This window comes from Kordia sp. SMS9 (assembly GCF_003352465.1).
Classification (GTDB): domain Bacteria; phylum Bacteroidota; class Bacteroidia; order Flavobacteriales; family Flavobacteriaceae; genus Kordia.
The window spans coordinates 1,837,546-1,855,218 of record NZ_CP031153.1 but is presented as its reverse complement, the minus strand read 5'-3'; the positions used below and the strand labels follow the sequence as shown (position 1 = coordinate 1,855,218).

18 protein-coding genes are annotated in these 17,673 nt (G+C 35.2%); 15 read left to right on the top strand and 3 right to left on the bottom strand.

Annotated features, from left to right (window positions below):
* Positions 1-20 precede the first annotated feature (20 nt).
* The 5 genes from KORDIASMS9_RS08045 to KORDIASMS9_RS08025 all read left to right on the top strand — a co-directional run bounded on the left by KORDIASMS9_RS08045 (position 21) and on the right by KORDIASMS9_RS08025 (position 4,604).
* A complete protein-coding gene (locus tag KORDIASMS9_RS08045) occupies positions 21-1,103 on the top strand; it encodes an SGNH/GDSL hydrolase family protein (RefSeq protein WP_114902351.1) in 1,083 nt (360 codons plus the stop codon).
* Positions 1,104-1,164: 61 nt separating this feature from the next.
* The gene (locus KORDIASMS9_RS08040) at positions 1,165-2,193 is read left to right on the top strand and encodes a metallophosphoesterase (protein ID WP_114902350.1); all 1,029 of its coding nucleotides are present in this window, start codon (positions 1,165-1,167) and stop codon (positions 2,191-2,193) included.
* A 134-nt stretch (positions 2,194-2,327) separates the two neighbouring features.
* Positions 2,328-3,332 carry an ATP-binding protein gene (locus KORDIASMS9_RS08035; protein WP_114902349.1) on the top strand — a complete coding sequence of 335 codons (1,005 nt, stop codon included), beginning with the start codon at positions 2,328-2,330 and terminating at the stop codon, positions 3,330-3,332.
* Positions 3,333-3,407: 75 nt separating this feature from the next.
* A complete protein-coding gene (locus KORDIASMS9_RS08030) occupies positions 3,408-3,959 on the top strand; it encodes a hypothetical protein (protein WP_114902348.1) in 552 nt (183 codons plus the stop codon).
* Positions 3,960-4,061: 102 nt separating this feature from the next.
* Complete coding sequence (locus tag KORDIASMS9_RS08025) at positions 4,062-4,604, top strand: hypothetical protein (RefSeq protein WP_114902347.1); 543 nt, start codon at positions 4,062-4,064, stop codon at positions 4,602-4,604.
* A gap of 19 nt (positions 4,605-4,623) precedes the next feature.
* Here the strand turns inward: KORDIASMS9_RS08025 and KORDIASMS9_RS08020 are convergent, their stop codons facing one another.
* Positions 4,624-6,213 (bottom strand): glycosyltransferase family 39 protein, encoded by a 1,590-nt coding sequence (locus KORDIASMS9_RS08020; protein ID WP_114902346.1) that lies wholly within the window; start codon positions 6,211-6,213, stop codon positions 4,624-4,626.
* Positions 6,210-7,325 carry a hypothetical protein gene (locus KORDIASMS9_RS08015; protein WP_162819821.1) on the bottom strand — a complete coding sequence of 372 codons (1,116 nt, stop codon included), beginning with the start codon at positions 7,323-7,325 and terminating at the stop codon, positions 6,210-6,212. The genes KORDIASMS9_RS08020 and KORDIASMS9_RS08015 overlap by 4 nt, the downstream gene beginning before the upstream one ends.
* A gap of 154 nt (positions 7,326-7,479) precedes the next feature.
* Here KORDIASMS9_RS08015 and KORDIASMS9_RS08010 point away from each other — a divergent pair, with 154 nt between their 5' ends.
* From KORDIASMS9_RS08010 to KORDIASMS9_RS07975, 8 genes are all read left to right on the top strand, one after another.
* Entirely contained in the window at positions 7,480-7,848 is a 369-nt protein-coding gene (locus tag KORDIASMS9_RS08010) for a DUF2200 domain-containing protein (RefSeq protein ID WP_114902344.1), read from the top strand.
* Positions 7,849-8,110: 262 nt separating this feature from the next.
* A complete protein-coding gene (locus KORDIASMS9_RS08005) occupies positions 8,111-9,082 on the top strand; it encodes an SGNH/GDSL hydrolase family protein (protein WP_114902343.1) in 972 nt (323 codons plus the stop codon).
* Positions 9,082-10,602: a radical SAM protein gene (locus KORDIASMS9_RS08000; protein WP_114902342.1), complete on the top strand. Its 1,521-nt coding sequence runs from the start codon at positions 9,082-9,084 to the stop codon at positions 10,600-10,602. Before KORDIASMS9_RS08005 ends, KORDIASMS9_RS08000 begins: the two co-directional genes overlap by 1 nt.
* An 11-nt stretch (positions 10,603-10,613) precedes the next feature.
* Complete coding sequence (locus KORDIASMS9_RS07995; protein ID WP_114902341.1) at positions 10,614-11,270, top strand: methyltransferase; 657 nt, start codon at positions 10,614-10,616, stop codon at positions 11,268-11,270.
* A 5-nt stretch (positions 11,271-11,275) separates the two neighbouring features.
* On the top strand, positions 11,276-12,241 hold the full coding sequence (locus KORDIASMS9_RS07990) for an acyltransferase family protein (protein WP_162819820.1): 966 nt from the start codon (positions 11,276-11,278) through the stop codon (positions 12,239-12,241).
* A gap of 114 nt (positions 12,242-12,355) precedes the next feature.
* A complete protein-coding gene (locus KORDIASMS9_RS07985; RefSeq protein WP_162819819.1) occupies positions 12,356-13,333 on the top strand; it encodes an acyltransferase family protein in 978 nt (325 codons plus the stop codon).
* 12 nt (positions 13,334-13,345) lie between these two features.
* A complete protein-coding gene (locus tag KORDIASMS9_RS07980) occupies positions 13,346-14,545 on the top strand; it encodes an SGNH/GDSL hydrolase family protein (protein ID WP_162819818.1) in 1,200 nt (399 codons plus the stop codon).
* 14 nt (positions 14,546-14,559) lie between these two features.
* On the top strand, positions 14,560-15,384 hold the full coding sequence (locus KORDIASMS9_RS07975; protein ID WP_114902337.1) for a TerC family protein: 825 nt from the start codon (positions 14,560-14,562) through the stop codon (positions 15,382-15,384).
* 159 nt (positions 15,385-15,543) lie between these two features.
* On the opposite strand, the gene KORDIASMS9_RS07970 is transcribed toward KORDIASMS9_RS07975, so the two are convergent.
* Positions 15,544-16,545 carry a hypothetical protein gene (locus tag KORDIASMS9_RS07970; protein ID WP_114902336.1) on the bottom strand — a complete coding sequence of 334 codons (1,002 nt, stop codon included), beginning with the start codon at positions 16,543-16,545 and terminating at the stop codon, positions 15,544-15,546.
* A 265-nt stretch (positions 16,546-16,810) separates the two neighbouring features.
* On the opposite strand from KORDIASMS9_RS07970, the gene rplM reads away from it, so the two are divergent.
* Both rplM and rpsI read left to right on the top strand, forming a co-directional pair.
* On the top strand, positions 16,811-17,266 hold the full coding sequence (gene rplM / locus KORDIASMS9_RS07965) for a 50S ribosomal protein L13 (protein ID WP_114902335.1): 456 nt from the start codon (positions 16,811-16,813) through the stop codon (positions 17,264-17,266).
* 1 nt (position 17,267) lies between these two features.
* The gene (gene rpsI / locus KORDIASMS9_RS07960; RefSeq protein WP_114902334.1) at positions 17,268-17,654 is read left to right on the top strand and encodes a 30S ribosomal protein S9; all 387 of its coding nucleotides are present in this window, start codon (positions 17,268-17,270) and stop codon (positions 17,652-17,654) included.
* Positions 17,655-17,673: the final 19 nt, after the last annotated feature.

Genomic DNA, 17,673 nt, shown 5'->3' with positions numbered 1-17,673 from the left:
TTTGTTGAAAATGCTTTTTTATGAAATATGTGCGACTTATTGGAATCAATTTACTTGTGTTAAGTGGATTGTTATTGATTGTGGCAATTGTCATGTATTTTATAGAAGTGAACCGCATTCAAACGTTTTTTGCATTTACGAGCGATAAACAATCAGAATATTTCATTCCTGATTCTACGACCATGTTTTTACACAAACCCAACATTCATATTTATGATAATTGGGGAACACCTGAGCAAAAAATTTCCACCGAACGACGTACCAACAATCTAGGTTTTCGTGATGATGCGGATGTTATTGACAAGAAACCCAACGAAGTTCGCGTACTTGTTGCAGGCGATTCACACACGGATGGCGTATTGCGTTACAACACGCAATCTTTTGTCAATATTTGGGAAGAAAAACTAAATGCTACCGACACAACAAGGAATTATAATTGTCTGAATGGCGGCGTGGGTTATTATACCTTTCGCAACTATCACGGATTTTTAAAAAAGTTTGCCTATTTGAAACCGGACGTTTTTTTGATCAATGTTTTTACCGGAAATGATTTTCGAGAAACGGTAAAGTTTGAAGACGATCGTACAAGTGTTGCTAATATTTACAAAAGTTGGTATATGCGCTTCCGCAGAAAGTTTCAATCAGCCGAACAACAAGCATTTCCATATATACAAGGCATTGAGCAACAACTGTATTTTGAGTCGTTTCCGAATGAAAAAGAACGCTCCATGCAAATTGCTAAAAAGTATTTATTACAAATTAAAGAATTGTGCAAACAGCAAAACATTCGACTTATCATTACATTGTTACCTTCAAGAATTGAAGTTAAACCTGAGTTTCACAAAGAAATACAAACACTTTTCAATCTTGATGCGAAAACTATGAACACTAATAGAGAATTGACGGCAACGTTGATCAATTTCCTCCAAGAACAACACATTGAATACCTCGATTTAACACCGTCATTACTAGACTCGACCGAAAAACTGTATTGGGATGAAGATTTACACATCAATCCAAAAGCGCATGAGCTTATTGGAGAGTTTTTGTTTAAAAACATAGAATTTCTCCATCATGTAAATATTCATGATATAGATAGATGAAATTAATTTGAAACTTTTACGCTTATACTTATTTTACAGCCGATCATTTCAAACATAAACAATGAGCAAAACATACATTATTGGCGATATTCACGGTTGTTACGATGAATTTATCGAACTCATCAATCAAATTGGCATTACTGACGATGATTTGGTCATTTCCTTGGGCGATATTGTTGATCGTGGAAATAAATCGCTCGAACTTTATCAGTATTTTAAAAATAGGAAGAACGCAATTGTGTTGATGGGAAATCACGAACGCAAACACCTCAACGGAGTTTTGAGCTATTCGCAAGAAATTGTAAAAGTACAATTTGGTGATGAGTATGAAGCTTTTCGCGAATGGTTAACAACACTTCCCTATTATTATGAAACACCCGAAGCGATGATTGTTCATGCCTTTTTTGAGCATGATAAACGTTTGCACGAACAGAAAGAAGAAGTCTTAGCAGGAACCACTTCGGGCAGTCGCTATTTGGAAAATAAATACGAAGAAGGTACGTATTGGTCCGATTATTATTCTGGTAAAAAACCGATCATTTACGGACATCATGTAGTGGGTGATGCACCAAAAATAAAAAACAACACCTACGGAATTGATACTGGCGCTTGTCATGGTGGAAAACTTACGGTAATTGAATTACCCAGCTTTCAAATTCATCAAGTACAAGTACAAACCGATCACTGGAAAGAACAACAATCAAGCTGGCAGATTCCTGTTTTAGAAGCCAAAGATTGGGAACAGATGAAAATTGATCAAGTATATCGTCAATTAGACAAACTTTCATATAAGAAAGAACCTGAAATTCAAGCGTTTCTAGCCAAACAACGCACATGGATTCAACACATAGAACGAGTTCGCAAACAGATTCTAACACAGCTAGAAAATCGCACCAAAGAATTAATGATACAACATGGCGATCGTTTCAATCAAGAAGTTGCAAAGTTGTCGTATAAGTCATTCGTATTCAAAGCAAAAGCAGGCACTTTAGCATTGAAAGATTTAGAAAAAACGTTGCACACACCACAAAAAATACTCGATTTGGCATACGATTTACAGCTAGAAAATATTCCATCAAGAACAACGTAAGTTTTAATTTCCTACACTACTTGCTGGCTAAATTGCATATGTGTTCAGTTTATAGTACATTTACTTTTAGCATTTCTAAATGAGCGTTTTCAAGCGTTCCATAGCCCGAATTGAAACCAACTTTTAAAACTTATATGCACTTTTCTGATTATATTATTGCGGCGCTCATCCTTTTAGGAGCGTTTATTATGTTGCTGAGTGCAAGTTACACCCAAAAAATATTCAATACACTTCCCGATAGTCAATTGCAAGGAAACTGGAAAAAGTTGCGCATACTGATGCTGGTCTTTTTGGTTGGGTATTTGGCAGTGGCAACGGTTGTTATTTTGGGACAAACACACTTACTTGCCTTTCTGTCCGGTGTTATTTTTTTGATGGGATCATTGTTTGTGTTTTTGGTAGTTAGAACAGGTTTGGACAGTTTTAAACGCTTGAAAGAACTCAATGAAAATTTAGACGACACCGAACTTAAAAATAAAGAATTAGAACAGTTTGCCTACATTACTTCGCACGATTTAAAAACGCCGATTCGCGGTATTTCCAGTTTGGCGGATTTTATTAAGGAAGATTTGGAAGCTGGTGAAACCGAAGACGTGTACGGTCATTTAGATATGATGCAAGGACGTGTGAAGCGACTTGAAAGTTTGATTGATGGTATTTTGCATTACTCAAAAATCGGGAAAATAAATCCGGAAGCGGTAGATATGAATACGATGATTCGCGGAGAAGCCAAAAATTACACCGATCCAACAAAAGTGAAATTTATTAAAAAAGACACCTTGCCTGTATTGAATGGTGATAAAATTCAACTATCACAAGTTGTTTCAAATTTAGTTAGCAACGCGGTTAAATACAATGACAAAGACGTGTGTGAAATTACAATTTCAAGCACAGAAACTTCAGAAGCGTACAAAATCACTTTTGCTGATAACGGTCCTGGCATTGCGCCGAAATATCATCAAAAAATCTTTGAAGTTTTTCAAACACTTGACGAAAAAAACAACAACGAAAGTACAGGTTTGGGATTATCCATCGTAAAGAAAATTTTAGAAAAACACCAAGGAAGTATTCGTGTGGAATCGGATGGGGAGTTTGGAACAAGCTTTATCATTGCCTACCCGAAAGAGTTGAAGCGATAGTATTTTGTTTATTTTTATAAAGAATCTAACGTTTAAAAATTCAAATACAATCAAACCGAAATTTTTTAAAATAGCATGGGAATATTTAGCAAACTATTCGGCAAAAAAGATCAAAATCAACCGCAACAAGCTGAAGAAATCATTCCAAAACTAGCGATTGATGTCAGTCAAACTCCTAGAAAATTTCAACATTTTGCAGATGAAATTGTTCCCTTTTTAATAGAAAAACTTCATGAGATTCACATATTAGAAAAAGAAGTATATACACGAAGTCGCGCCTTAAAAAACCCAAAAGAACCCAATCAAGTACAGCCAGGAGAAGATGAATTATGGGACGAGTATGCGGAACGCAGAAAAGCCATCACAGCACCTATAAGTGTACAACCAACCGATGGCGGCGGTACAACATTTGGGAAGCCTACAAAATATGAATACCTCTACAATGTTGACACAAAAATTGTATTCATCATGAAATCTGTAAAACGCGTTGTCGTAGAACTATATTTTAAAAAGGGTGTAGCGTGCAAAGACCAATTTGTATTGCGAAAAGAGGGAGAACACTGGAAAGTTCATACTAAAAAATATGGTTTTCAAGGAGAAGATACGTGGTATAAGGATGATTTTTAATAGTGAAGTGTGGTTTTTGTTTTTTTGAAATGCGTTTGGTGTGAGAAAAAAAGGAAAAACTACATATTTATAAAAAACCAAATTGTACAGATTTATTATAAAATGAAAAAAACACTACTCTTCATACTACTTTGCATTACTTGCCAAGCATTTTCTCAGCACAAAGAAAAATTCAAGTCTGGCGTCAAAGTCACCACCGTTGAAAAAGTAGCTGAGTATCAAAAACCTGCATCGCTTCTTTTTGTTTTTAAAGGAGATACACATTTGGGTGCTTTCTTTTTAGATTTAGAAAATCACATAAAACGCAGATTCAAGAAAGAACTAAAAAAAGGCTATCAATTAAATTTCATGTATGAATTAACTTCTGAAAACCCTGCCGATTATGAAGTAGAAATCATACCGAAAAGAAAGTTTGATAAAGCCAACTACCAATCGGTTGCTTATGTCACTATTTCAGATTTTAAAGGTTGGGATAGCGATTTATACAAAAAGAGAAAGCAGAATTACAACTTAAATATTATACTAAAAGGAAAAAATTCAACTGAGCTACTTACGCTAGTACTTAATGTAAGTAATTATTTTACAATTGATAGAAAAAATAGAAACTCAAGCAAGTTGATTTATGAGCATCTTATGGAAAAATAGATATGCTATTTTTAAAACCTCACTCCACCAAATAAATAACCCCATCACCAAACAACCAACGAGCGTATTTATATTTCTGAATCACTTGCTGCCCATCCGCGGGTTTGAAAACTAAGGTGTATGTTGGCGTTACGTTTTCCCACCATTTTTCTTCTTCTTCAGAGAAAAAATTCCAGGTTACGTATTCTACGCCGCCTTGTAATTGGTTTTTCGGAATGGTTTCCGTGAGTTCATTGATGGCTTGCCAACGCACGCGATTCCATGATAAATGATCGTGTACCGCAGCTACGGAAAACCAAGTGAGCAATCCTAAAAATCCGTAGGTGCAATATTGAAAAATCTTTGTCGGGACTTTTGGCGAATTCACACCTAAAAAGACAATCGCAATGGGAAATAGTGGTAATAAATACCGATCGTACACGCCCACAATTAAGAAAGGCGTTAAGTACACAAGGAAAAATACAAACGACAATACGACGAGCGAATCCACTTTTTCTTTCTTAAATACTGAAATCACCATTTTACGAATGTGAAAGATCAATGCCACACTTGAAAATATTCCAATACACGTCACAACTTGCCAAAACCAATACGGCGCCGTCGGATCGGGACTTTGGGTAAAGTTTCCTGCATGATCGTGCAACGTGGTGGGACCAACGCCAAAATCAATCCAAATATTATCCAAACTTGGCAACACTTTTCCGAGTCGCATCAAATACGCAGTAATTCCAACTGTCCAAACAATTGCCCAAATTTTGTAGCCTTTAAATGTGTAGCGACTGATGAAAAAGACATGCATCGGCAATAACAAAAACCCAAGATACGCGAGACTTTCAAAGAAATACGAAAAGATAATAACCAACAAACCTTTTCGGAGTCCTTGTATATTTTCAATGAGTAATCCAAATTTTGTATTGTAGCGTTCTTGCAGCAAATCATTCGATTCCATGATGTAGGTAAACACCAACGAAAACACAATAACAGCCAACAAAGGCGTGATCGCTTTTAATAGATTCTTCCAGTTTCGTTGCTTTACCAACAACAGTGTAATCATCCACACAAGTGGAAAAACCCATGCCAATTGCCGAATGAGAAATGCCCAATAACAACAAAAAATTGCCCAAAGTATCGGTTGCCAACTGTCTGTTTTCAGTGCTTTTGCAAAGAAATAAAATGCCCAAATAGTGACACAATAAAAAGGCACATCGGTCATGAATGAAAACGACAAGGATAAAAATATTGGATTCACCATGCATAAGAAAACGCCAATTAAAAGTGCCCAACGGGAAAGGTTTGCGAGTTTAAAAAGTTCGTAGATTCCAATAATGGTGGCAAATCCCAACACTAAGGTGGACCAACGCAAAACGGTAAAAGAAAACCCAAAAACCTCTGTAAAAAAGTAGCCCCAATATACATGCCCAACCAAGGTCATTTCGCCCCAATTGTACAATTTTAGATATCCGTCTTCGTATAAGGTTTTCACTGATTTCCCATAACACCAATCGTCGTTCAAAGGAAAATCACCTATTGGATTGATGATCAAAATAAGCAACAACCACAAAACTAGTAGTACGATGTAATCTTGGTATTTTTGGAGAAATTGCATCATTGATAGTAACTAAAAAACGATTCAATTTCTTGCTTTGCAAAAGCATTTCCTGCTTCGCTCCAATGTCCGTCACACGATAAAAACAAGTTTTTGTATTCCGCTTCGGTAAAGCGATCGGTTTTGGGTAATAAATCCAAATATTCCAGTTGTAACACTTCGCACAACTTTGTTAAATCACTGCCCAACGGATTTTTTCCATGTTCGCGATAGGCTGTAATTTCTTTCTCAATCGGAATCGTATATACCATTACAGGACGATTGCCTGCAAGTTTTTTTATTTGTTCTAAGGTGTAGCGCAAACGTCCAAATTGTTGCGTATTAAAATTGAAATAACTCGGAATTTTAGACACATCCAATACTTGATCTTGTGAAATTGTACTCATGGTTTGACGCGTTCGCAAGTAATAATACATATTGTACGCATGTGTAAAGTTCTTTAGAAATTTATTAATAAAACGAATATCTCTCGGACGCGCTTTTGATTTATGAATACTGTCTGAATGATACACAACTTCATAGTTTGGATAGTTTCCATGTAGAAACGGACGATAGCGATCGCCACCAACTTTCAACGCAATTTCGTAGTCATCATCAATAAAATCGTTGGACGGTAAAATGCCCACCAACACTGCATCGTGTGTGTAGTGTATGGCGTGCGTTTTGTAAAGCATCCAATATTGTGTAGGTCCAAAATTTCCTGCCAAACCAAAATTTAAGTGTGGTATTTTGGTAGTGCTTTCCAGCAGATTTGTCAAGCGAATTTCTACATTTACGCCAATACCTTCGGTAAACGAATCGCCCAACGCAACAACTCTACGGTTTGTACTTTGCTGCTCGCGTTCGGCATCGCGGAAACCGTTAGAATTGGTTTCATACACAGCATCAAAGCAATATTTTTTTTGTCGATACACATCGTTTGGTAAATGCAGCGTTCCGAAATTTTCATCTAAATCGTACCAAAAATTATGTGTATTTTGAAATGTATAGGTTGGCAATTCGATAGGAATTTCTGCCACACGAATGTAAATTGCCAGTACAATTTCGAGCAATACAAAGGTAATTCCGAAAATAACAATCAGATTTTTGAGTGATTTGAAAAGTCGCTTTTTCAACAAAATAATTCTTTTGGTATTTGGTGTGATGGAAACAAATATACAGTCTCTGTGAAAAGAAAAAACATCTATTTCAAAAAAATACGGTTATTTTTATGCATTTTGACATTGAAAGAGATTATTGTAGTTTTATATCATACCTAAAAATCATACTATGAAAGTCACACCTGCACACAACGAAAGAGTCGCGAAATTAAAGTTTAGTTCTGTATATCCACATTACGTAACCAAAGTAGAGAAAAAAGGCAGAACCATTTCAGAACTACATCAAGTAATGACATGGCTTACAGGTTTCAACGAAGCTAAAATCCAAGAGTTTGCAGGAAACGAAGCCACGTTTAAAGACTTTTTTGAGCAAGCAACGATACATCCAAATGCACATTTGATCAAAGGCGTTATTTGCGGATACCGAATTGAGGAAATAGACAACGAACTCACACGACAAGTGCGCTACTTAGACAAATTGGTAGACGAATTGGCTAAAGGGCGTAAAATGGAAAAAATACTGCGTTCAGAAAAATGACACATACAAACTAATTACGGAAGCTACTCCGAACACTTTTGAAAAGATTGTTTTATAAATTTTTACAAAACCTCAACAATCACGTCATATTTAGACTTTCTCCAAATAGGTGTCGTATTTTTTGCAGTTAAACTATAAATTTGACCCTAAAGTTTCCATTTGGATTTGTAGCTTTACAGCATTGTAGAAAAAGAAAATACCATACGTGTTGCACTGTAAAAAATCAATAGAATTTCTTCCCGCTTGCAGCTAATGTTGGATTATGAAAAAACTAAAATTTAAAATTGTTTCGATCGGAATTGGAATTTTACTCAGTCTTTTTTTGGGTGAAATTGTTGCCAGAGTCTACTTTTTTGGTGGCGCGGCATTTTCGTATTCACGAACGAACTCGTTTGGAATTTTAGACAATTCAGATTTGATTACCTATTCTGACACAGACGGATTGATCTATGAATTGCTGCCCAATTTAGATACAAAATACAAATTGGCAAACTTTCGCACCAATGCAGAAGGTTTCCGTGATCGGAATCATGAAATACATTCAAAAGCTTTGAAAATAGCTGTTTTGGGCGATTCGTTTACGATGGGAACCGGTGTTTCGGAAGATGAAATGTACGTAGCGCAAACAGAAAAACAATTGAATCAACTTGTAAATGATACGGAATTTGAAGTTTTCAACTTTGGCGTTTCAGGCTATGCACTCACGCAATACAAAACCATTTTAGAACAAAATGCCTTAAAATATCAACCTGATTTGGTCGTTATCGGATTTTGTGCTTCCAACGATCATTACAGAGTGGGAATTGATTTTTCCATGGATGACTTTACCATCAAGCCAAAAAAGAACGTATTTTGGGATTCGTATTTAAAAAAGTTACTGCAAATTAAACTAAATTCAGAAACGCCCGAACCAGTAGTATACGAAGCAGAAAATTTGCAACATGTAGACCAGCAGTTTCAAGAATTTCAGTCAATTTTTACAAAAAACAATAGCAAAGGACTCATTTTGTATTTGGATTTGGTTTTTGACGCAGTTCGTGTAGCACAGATACAATCGCTGGCAGAAAAAAATAATTTGTTCTTTGTCGATGTTTCTAATTTTTTTCAAAATAAAAACATATATGAGTATATTGTAAACGAACTAGATCCGCATCCAAACGGAAAAGCAAATCAAATCTTTGCAGATACACTTTCAAGCTTTATTTTAGCCAATCAAAACCAGCTATTTAATTAATGGGAAATAAAATCATCATATTCAATCCGCGAAGTGCCAATGCAAAACATCGCTTGCCAAACACCATCATTCAAGTAGGCGCGGCGATTCATGGGAAGTACGACTATGTTTTTGTAGACGGAAACATGGAAACGGATCCTTGGGTGAAAATAAATGAGTATTTCGCTACGGGCGAATACAAGTATTTCTGTTTGACTGTGATGCCTGGACCGCAATTGAAACAAGCAATTCCGTACGCAAAGAAGATTAAAGAATTGTATCCTGATGCTGTGAATATTTGGGGCGGATATTTTGCATCCAACCAATACAAAGTATGTTTAAATTCTGGCTATGTTGATTATGTGATCAATGGCCCTGGCGACAATACATTTCCGCAATTATTAGATGTATTGGAAGGAAAAAGTGATGAAAAATTGTCCCTGATTCGCAATTTAATTTTCAAAGATGAAAACGACAAAATTGTGCAAACAGTCAAAGAAGCCTTGCTCGATCAAGATACATTGCCACCATATCCGTACGAATATTTTAACACGTTTTATCCGCTAGAAAATTATTTAGCAAAAACCTTTATGGGACGCAGAACGTTTGCGTATCACTCAAGTATGGGATGTCCGTTTAGCTGTTCTTTTTGTGCCGTTGTGCCAATTTACAATGCAAAATGGAAAGCAAAAACTGCGGCAACTATTTACAAAGATTTAAAATATTTTAAGGAAACATATAATATTGATGCGGTAGAGTTTCACGATAATAACTTTTTTACATCTCGTAAACGTGTGATGGAATTTTCCAAACTCGTCATGGACGACAATATTGAATGGTGGGGCGAAGGACGCATTGATACGATTAATAAATATTCTGACGAAGAATTGCATTACATGCGAAAAGCAGGTTGCCGCATGATGTTTTTAGGTGCCGAAACCGGAAACGATGAAGTGTTGAAGCAGATGAATAAAGGTGGCACACAATCGGGACAAATGATTAAAGATTTCGTAAAACGCATGAAAGATGTGGATATTATTCCTGAATTGTCGTTTGTACTAGGGTTGCCCGGACCTGACGAAAAGAAAGTATACGAACAAATTTTATGGGATATTAATTTTATTCGTGAAATAAAATCGATCAACGCTGACGCGGAAATTATCATTTATTTGTACAGTCCGGTGCCAACGGAAGGTTCAGAGTTGTATCAGCAAATTGTAGACGCAGGTTTTTCGTTTCCTTCAAAATTGGAAGAATGGATTGAACCGAGTTGGGAAAAATTCGATTTGCGAAGAAATCCTCTTACACCTTGGCTCAAACCGTATATGATTGATAAGATTCAAAATTTTGAAACGGTGTTGAATGGCTACTATCCTACCGCGTCCGATTTTAGAATTAAAGGGTATAAAAAGTGGTTGCTAAAACTCGTTTCTGGATATCGTTTTAAATATGGTTGGTATAAATTTCCGTATGAAATCAAGGTACTGCATAAAATTTGGAAATACCGTCAACCCGAAATTGAAGGTTTCTATTCCGAATAATTCGCAGAAATATGGTTAAAAAACTTAAAAAGCACCTATTTCCTATTGCAAAATTTTTCTTTGATAAATACATTGTAAAGCAACGAAAGTATACGTATGAAGGCATTACGGTACAAATTAATGAAGAAGTTTTTCCGCCAAAATTTACGATTAGCACCAAAATCCTGTTAGAGTATATAAAACCGTTACACATTACGGATAAGCGCTTTTTAGAACTCGGTTGTGGCTCTGGAATTATTTCTTTGTTTGCCGCTTCCAAAGGTGCAAATGTGACCGCTTCTGACATTAACCAAACAGCAATTGAGCTACTAAAAGAAGCTGCTGAAACTAATAAAATTCCTGTGCATGTTGTGTATTCAGATTTGTTTGAAAACTTGTCTGATCAAACATTTGAGTATATCGTAATCAATCCGCCGTACTATCCAAAAACGCCAGCAAATGATACGGAACGAGCGTGGTTTTGTGGAGAAAACTTTGAGTATTTTGAAAAACTTTTCAAACAATTACCCAATCATCTTGCACCAAATACGTGGATGATTTTGTCGGAAGATTGTGAAATTGATTACATTCAGCAAATTGCTACAAAAAATGGACTTTCTTTCAAATTGATCTTAGAAAAAAGCGTCGCCAAAGAGAAAAACTATATCTTTAAAATTCAAAAGTCATAATTGATTTGCAAACCAATTCGCGAAATATTTTACTAGACATTTTAAAAGTTATAGCTGCACTATTTGTAATTGGTACACATTGTGGTTTTTTGTTTGAGTACAGTGAAGTAGCATCGCAAGTTGTTACAAATGGAGTTTTCAGAATTGCCGTTCCGTTTTTCTTCTGTGTGAATGGTTTCTTTTTATATGATGTCTTTAAAAATGATCGCATCAAAATATGGTTGAAACGCGTTGGTATTTTATATCTTATATGGATGTTGATTTTTAGCTATTTTTGGGTGTATTTAAATGACTTTGAGTTGCTAAAAGCTATTTCAACATTGACATTTGGTTTTAATCATTTATGGTATTTAGCCGCGCTTTTCCCTGGCGGATTGGTACTATATCAATTTCGAAATGCTTCAAATACCATACTAATTATTAGTACGTTTGCGCTATTTTTGATTGGAATTATCATTCAATATGTAGGACAACTTCATGTATTTACAGAACAAACTAGGGTAGATAAGTTGATGAATTATCCACCATTGCATCGAAATTTTTTGTCGTTTGCATTGCCGCTATTAAGTATTGGGTATGTCATAAGACGCGCAAATTTCCATACGAAACTCAGCAAACAATTTGTCAGAAGCATCCTAATTATAAGCCTAACTCTTTTAGTTGCAGAAAATTTGATTACGTATTATTTTATCACAGGAGAAGCAATTCTCAATACGTATATTTCCTATCTATTCTTGGCTCCAGCATTGTTAATTGCTGCATTTACTTTTAAAATCAAATCCAATCTCAATAGTAAATTGCTATCATCATACTCAATCGCGTTGTATTTAATACATCCTTTAATTATCATTTTAATTACTAGTTTTTTTAAATTAGAGTCGACACCTTTAACCTTTGTAACGATCTTATTGTCTGGAATTGTGAGTTATCTCTTAATTTTACTCAACAAAAAATTAAAATATATCTTATAAACCATTTTTAAACGATGAATCCATAAGAAATATAAAACACTGAACTTTCTTTTGAACTTTTGTAGAAGAAAGTATTGTTAAGGAGAAAAATTATATATTTAAGCACTTATAAAAGTGGACATCGTATTGCAATCAAACTCCCGAAATATATTAATAGACATTTTAAAGGTGATCGCTTCACTGTTGGTGGTTGCCTTTCATTGCAATTTTTTATACGACCATAATAAATTTGTAAATTATTTATTTTTTAAAGGCATCTTTCGACCTGTAATTCCATTTTTTTTCTGTGTTAGTGGATTCTTTTTATACACGGTGTTTCAGAAAGGTCATGTTACGTTTTGGGCCAAGCGCGTCGCTATTTTGTATGTTGTATGGATGCTGGTTTTTAGCTACTTTTGGGTGACTCCTAATTACAATAACCCTTTCAAACTTTTATTAAATATTGTTATTGGATTCAATCATTTATGGTATGTGGCTTCATTGCTAGTAGGTGGATTGTTGTTGTACGCTGTTCGAAAACTCTCTAATAAAACCTTACTCATAGGCGCTATTATATTGTACTGTATCGGATATTTTATTCAGATGCTAGGTGATTTAAAACTCGTTACAGAGCCCGAAATACTTGTCAAATTGGTAAACTTTACGCCTACACATCGTAATTTCTTATTATTCGATTTGCCATTTTTAGCCTTGGGATATATGATCAGACGTTCCAATTTTCATAAACAGCTACACAGAAAGCATGTCATCGGATTATTGATACTCAGCTTGGTATTACTCACCATAGAAAGTTTGTTCCATTATTATTATAACATAGATCGATCCCTAAGCATCATCTGTCTTTCTTGTTTTATTGCAGCGCCAGTATTATTACTTTCTACATTTTCGTTTAGTGTGACTTCCAGATTGGATAGCAAGTTGTTATCTTTGTATTCTATCGCTATCTATTTGGTACATCCACTGATTGTTTTTATCATTCGATATTTTGTTACTTTAGAATCCATATCCTTAACTTTGACAGCAATTATATTATCTATTGTTGCTAGTTATTTTTTGATACAGCTAAATAAAAAACTCAAATACATTCTATAAACCATTCAACCTGTGAAGTCTAAACTAAAATTCGCCCTCATTATTTTCAGAAATGTCCTAATTATTCTTTTCCTGTTGGAAATTGCATTGGGTATTTTTTATGATTATTATGATGATAGTGGCATTGATGGAAATACTGAACGTATTATTGCTTCGGGTATTTATGAAGGTTCTGGCTTGACCGATGAAGATATAAAAATCATACATCGCGAATTGCGTGAACAAGACATGGCGTGGGAACCATATTTGCATTATCGTTTTAAGCCGATGCAAGGCAAACACAATACAATTTACGAAAACGGACTCCGAAAAACTGCCAATCCCAGTTTGAAAGATTCTGCCACAGCAATCAAAGTATTCTGTTTTGGAGGTTCTACCATGTACAGTTCGGGCGCGCGAGACGAATACACAATTCCATCAGAATTATCGAAAATAATTCACAAAACATTTCCCAATCAGAATGTGGAAGTCACCAATTTTGGCTGTCACGGATACACGCGTGCTACAGAGAACATTCAGCTACAGCGAGAACTTATTAAAAATAACATTCCAGATATTGTCATTTTTTACGATGGTGTCAACGAAGTAATTTCAGGACATCAAAATAATGAAGCAGGCGCGCCCACCAATGCCTACAACAGAAAAAGAGAATTTAAGTTGGCACACAGTTATAAAAAACGCATTAGACTGTTCCTAACTTCTAGCAATCTTTACAGGTTAATAACCACAATACAACGCAAACTATTTTCAGGATCTATATATGCACAAATGAGTGCGCGTTCGGATGCTTTATCGGAAGCTATTGCCAAAAATTATATTGGCTTGGTAAAAGTTTCTAAAAGTTTAGAAGCTGCCTACGGTTTTAAAGTCTTCAACTTCATGCAACCAAATATATATTCTAAAAAGAATTTGACAGAAATTGAAGAAGTATACCACAAAGATCAGTATCATTATGAAAACTTGTACCGATTATCGTATGAAAATGTGCGTACAGATTCGTTGATGATTACCGATGCAACATTTGTAGATATAAGTAATGTTTTTGACACTACGAACAAAGCTATTTATTTCGATTTTTGCCACACGGGCGAATACGGCAATCAATTGGTAGCGGAAGAAATATTTAAGAATATACAATCGGAATTTGTACCCAAAACACAAGACAGTGTAACAATATTAGAAACCCAACAACTAACAAAAGTCACTCAATAATTACCTCATAAACCATGGAACAACTTTTAACCTTAGACAGTCTTGTCACTTTATTCATGCTTGTATTATTGCAAGCCGTTTTAGGATTTGACAATTTATTATACATTTCTTTAGAATCGCAAAAAGCACCAAAAGACAAACAATCCTACGTTCGAAAAATGGGCGTTGGTTTGGCAATTATTTTACGTATTGTCTTGCTATTTGTGCTGCTGGAATTGATTAAATACTTTCAAAATCCTTTCCTGTCGATGCATAGCAACACCGTTGTTGAATTTGATTTGAACGGACACAGTTTGATTGTCTTAGCAGGTGGAATTTTCATCATTTACACAGCTGTTAAAGAAATTTGGCACATGATGTTGATGAAAGAACACGAACAGGCAGAAGGTGGGAAAAGTAAAAAATCTGTAAAAAGCGTCATTGTTTGGATTGTGGTGATGAATTTAGTGTTTTCGTTCGATTCTATTTTAAGCGCCATGGCGTTGACAAGTGATATGGACGCAACGCCGCAGTTAATTTTAATGACGATTGCTATTATTTTGGGCGGATTGTTAATGATTTTAATGGCAGATAAAGTATCGGACTTCTTGCAGAAAAACAAAATGTATGAAGTGCTCGGACTTTTCATTTTATTCATTGTGGGAATCATGCTATTATCAGAAGGTGGGCATTTAGCGAAACTGAAATTCTTTGGAAGCGATGTAGAACAAATGAGCAAAGCAACTTTCTACTTCGTCATCATTACCTTGGTGATTATTGACATTGTACAAGGTCGCTACCAAAAGAATTTATTGGCAAAAAAGGAAGCTATTGAAAATGCTGCGGAAGAGAAGGAGTAATGGATTGACGATTGTTGATTTTACAATCGTCTGATCGAGTGATTTTCGTAATAAAATGAAGAAAATTGTATCGAGATTCGCTCTGAATTGCAAAGTCTTCTCGATACAACGAATCACAGATTCGCCACTCGAAGTGACGGCTTGAATTCCTTTTTATCATTACTCAAATCGTAGTTCCGACTGTAAAAAATCACTCAATACCACATTACCATTATTATTAATATGTGGATCGTTGGCAAAGTATAATCGTTGCTCGCTGGTATCATTTACTTGAAACACCGATAACGGATTGATATGTTTTACATTTTGATATGCTTGTAAATCTTGCTGCGCTTTTGCCAAGAAAGGATAATTTGATGCTTGTATCGTTTGTGCATCTTCAAACGTGGCACCTAATGCATTCAAATTGTTCATATAATAAGAATTGATCTGCGAGCAATGCGGAATCCACAAAAGATGCACAGGAATATCCTCAGGAACAGTTTCTAAAAAAGTGTTCATTTCGTCTAACCAAGCATCATATCGTGACGCAAAAGGTGTTTTCAGCATCAACGTATTATTAAAATAAGCAGTATCAAAATTTAAAAAACGTATGGTTCGCTGATCGTAATACTCAGGTTTAAAAACGTCTGTTGCCATCGTGTATGTTCTACTATTCACGCGCGGACGAAACACTGACAGTTTGTGGTTCAAATACGAGAGACTCAAAAAATAATCAGAAATTCCCCAATAGACATTTCTAGCAATAGAAAACTTTTTCCAACTCCACAAATGATCTACATCGGTTAAATCGTTCCCCACATAAATTTGATAAATAATGGCTTTCGGATTGTGTTTTTTAATTTTTGAACTAGCAAACGTATTTACTTGTCGAATTCCGATTCCGGGAACGCTTACATTGACAAAAGACGTTTCTGGATTGTTCTCACGCAATTTGTCTATGTAATTGATTTCTTTCGCTGTGGCTGAAAACGAATCGCCAAACACTAAAAAATCTACGGAAGTATGTTCTAAATCTGCTTCACTATTCAAATGTGCGGTTTCTGCTTTGTAAAAATCGATCACGGAAAAGCGATACAACACTTCAAACAATAAAAAGCTTGTTACCATAATAATAGTAGCATTGAAGGCAAACTTCTTTATTTTTGGCAAAAATTTCATTGCATAGAATTTTATCAAATATACTTTTTAAAATATATTTTTGGATATTTTTTTAGCTGTTAAAAATTCGTGTCGTCCATTTTGTAAAAACGAACAATATAAAATCAGTGTTTGTCTATTTAAAAACAAAAATTAAATAGATGAAAACCAATACATTCAACAATTTTCAGTATTCTTTGCAATGTATTTGTTATCTACAGAATAAATCTTACCTTTGCGGACTCTTTTAAAGAGATAGGAATGTTTAATTAATAAAAAAATTAGTGTGGATACATTAAGCTACAAAACAATTTCAGCCAACAAGGCTACTGCAGATAAGCAGTGGGTTTTAGTTGATGCTGAAGGACAGACGCTAGGGCGTATGGCTTCTAAGGTAGCAAAAATACTTAGAGGTAAGTACAAGCCTAGCTTTACACCACATGCTGATTGCGGAGATAATGTAATTATTATCAATGCAGAAAAAATCAACTTAACTGGAAACAAGTGGACGGACAAATCTTACATTCGTCACACAGGATATCCAGGTGGTCAAAGATCACTTACTGCTACGGAACTTTTTGAAAAAGATCCTGCAAAAATAGTGGAAAAATCAGTGAAAGGAATGTTACCAAAAAACAAATTAGGTAGCGCTTTATTCCGTAACCTTAAAGTGTATGTTGGAGCAGAGCACGGACAAGAAGCTCAGAAACCAACTGCTATTAACTTAAATGATTTAAAGTAACATGGAAGTTATTCACAAAATTGGTCGTAGAAAGACCGCTGTTGCTCGTGTTTATGTAACTCCAGGAACTGGAAACATTACAGTAAACAAAAAAGCATTTGAAACGTATTTCCCAACTCCAACATTACAGTACAAAGTAAAGCAACCTTTTGCTTTAACAGAAACTGTTGACACGTATGACGTAAACGTAAACGTATATGGTGGTGGATCTACAGGACAAGCTGAAGCTGTTCGTTTGGCAATCTCAAGAGTTTTATGTGAGATCGACGCTGAAAACAGATTGGCATTAAAACCAGAAGGATTATTAACAAGAGATCCAAGAATGGTGGAGCGTAAGAAATTTGGACAGAAGAAAGCTCGTAAGAAGTTCCAATTCTCGAAACGTTAATTTTTGGTCGTTTTTCAAA

Coding starts and splice junctions, on each gene's coding strand:
- KORDIASMS9_RS08030 (WP_114902348.1), top strand. CDS start 3,408: ATGGGAATATTTAGCAAACTATTCGGCAAAAAAGATCAAAATCAACCG.
- KORDIASMS9_RS08010 (WP_114902344.1), top strand. CDS start 7,480: ATGAAAGTCACACCTGCACACAACGAAAGAGTCGCGAAATTAAAGTTT.
- KORDIASMS9_RS07975 (WP_114902337.1), top strand. CDS start 14,560: ATGGAACAACTTTTAACCTTAGACAGTCTTGTCACTTTATTCATGCTT.
- KORDIASMS9_RS08025 (WP_114902347.1), top strand. CDS start 4,062: ATGAAAAAAACACTACTCTTCATACTACTTTGCATTACTTGCCAAGCA.
- KORDIASMS9_RS08045 (WP_114902351.1), top strand. CDS start 21: ATGAAATATGTGCGACTTATTGGAATCAATTTACTTGTGTTAAGTGGA.
- KORDIASMS9_RS08000 (WP_114902342.1), top strand. CDS start 9,082: ATGGGAAATAAAATCATCATATTCAATCCGCGAAGTGCCAATGCAAAA.
- KORDIASMS9_RS08005 (WP_114902343.1), top strand. CDS start 8,111: ATGAAAAAACTAAAATTTAAAATTGTTTCGATCGGAATTGGAATTTTA.
- KORDIASMS9_RS08020 (WP_114902346.1), bottom strand. CDS start 6,213: ATGATGCAATTTCTCCAAAAATACCAAGATTACATCGTACTACTAGTT.
- KORDIASMS9_RS08035 (WP_114902349.1), top strand. CDS start 2,328: ATGCACTTTTCTGATTATATTATTGCGGCGCTCATCCTTTTAGGAGCG.
- KORDIASMS9_RS07995 (WP_114902341.1), top strand. CDS start 10,614: ATGGTTAAAAAACTTAAAAAGCACCTATTTCCTATTGCAAAATTTTTC.
- KORDIASMS9_RS07970 (WP_114902336.1), bottom strand. CDS start 16,545: ATGAAATTTTTGCCAAAAATAAAGAAGTTTGCCTTCAATGCTACTATT.
- KORDIASMS9_RS08040 (WP_114902350.1), top strand. CDS start 1,165: ATGAGCAAAACATACATTATTGGCGATATTCACGGTTGTTACGATGAA.
- rpsI (WP_114902334.1), top strand. CDS start 17,268: ATGGAAGTTATTCACAAAATTGGTCGTAGAAAGACCGCTGTTGCTCGT.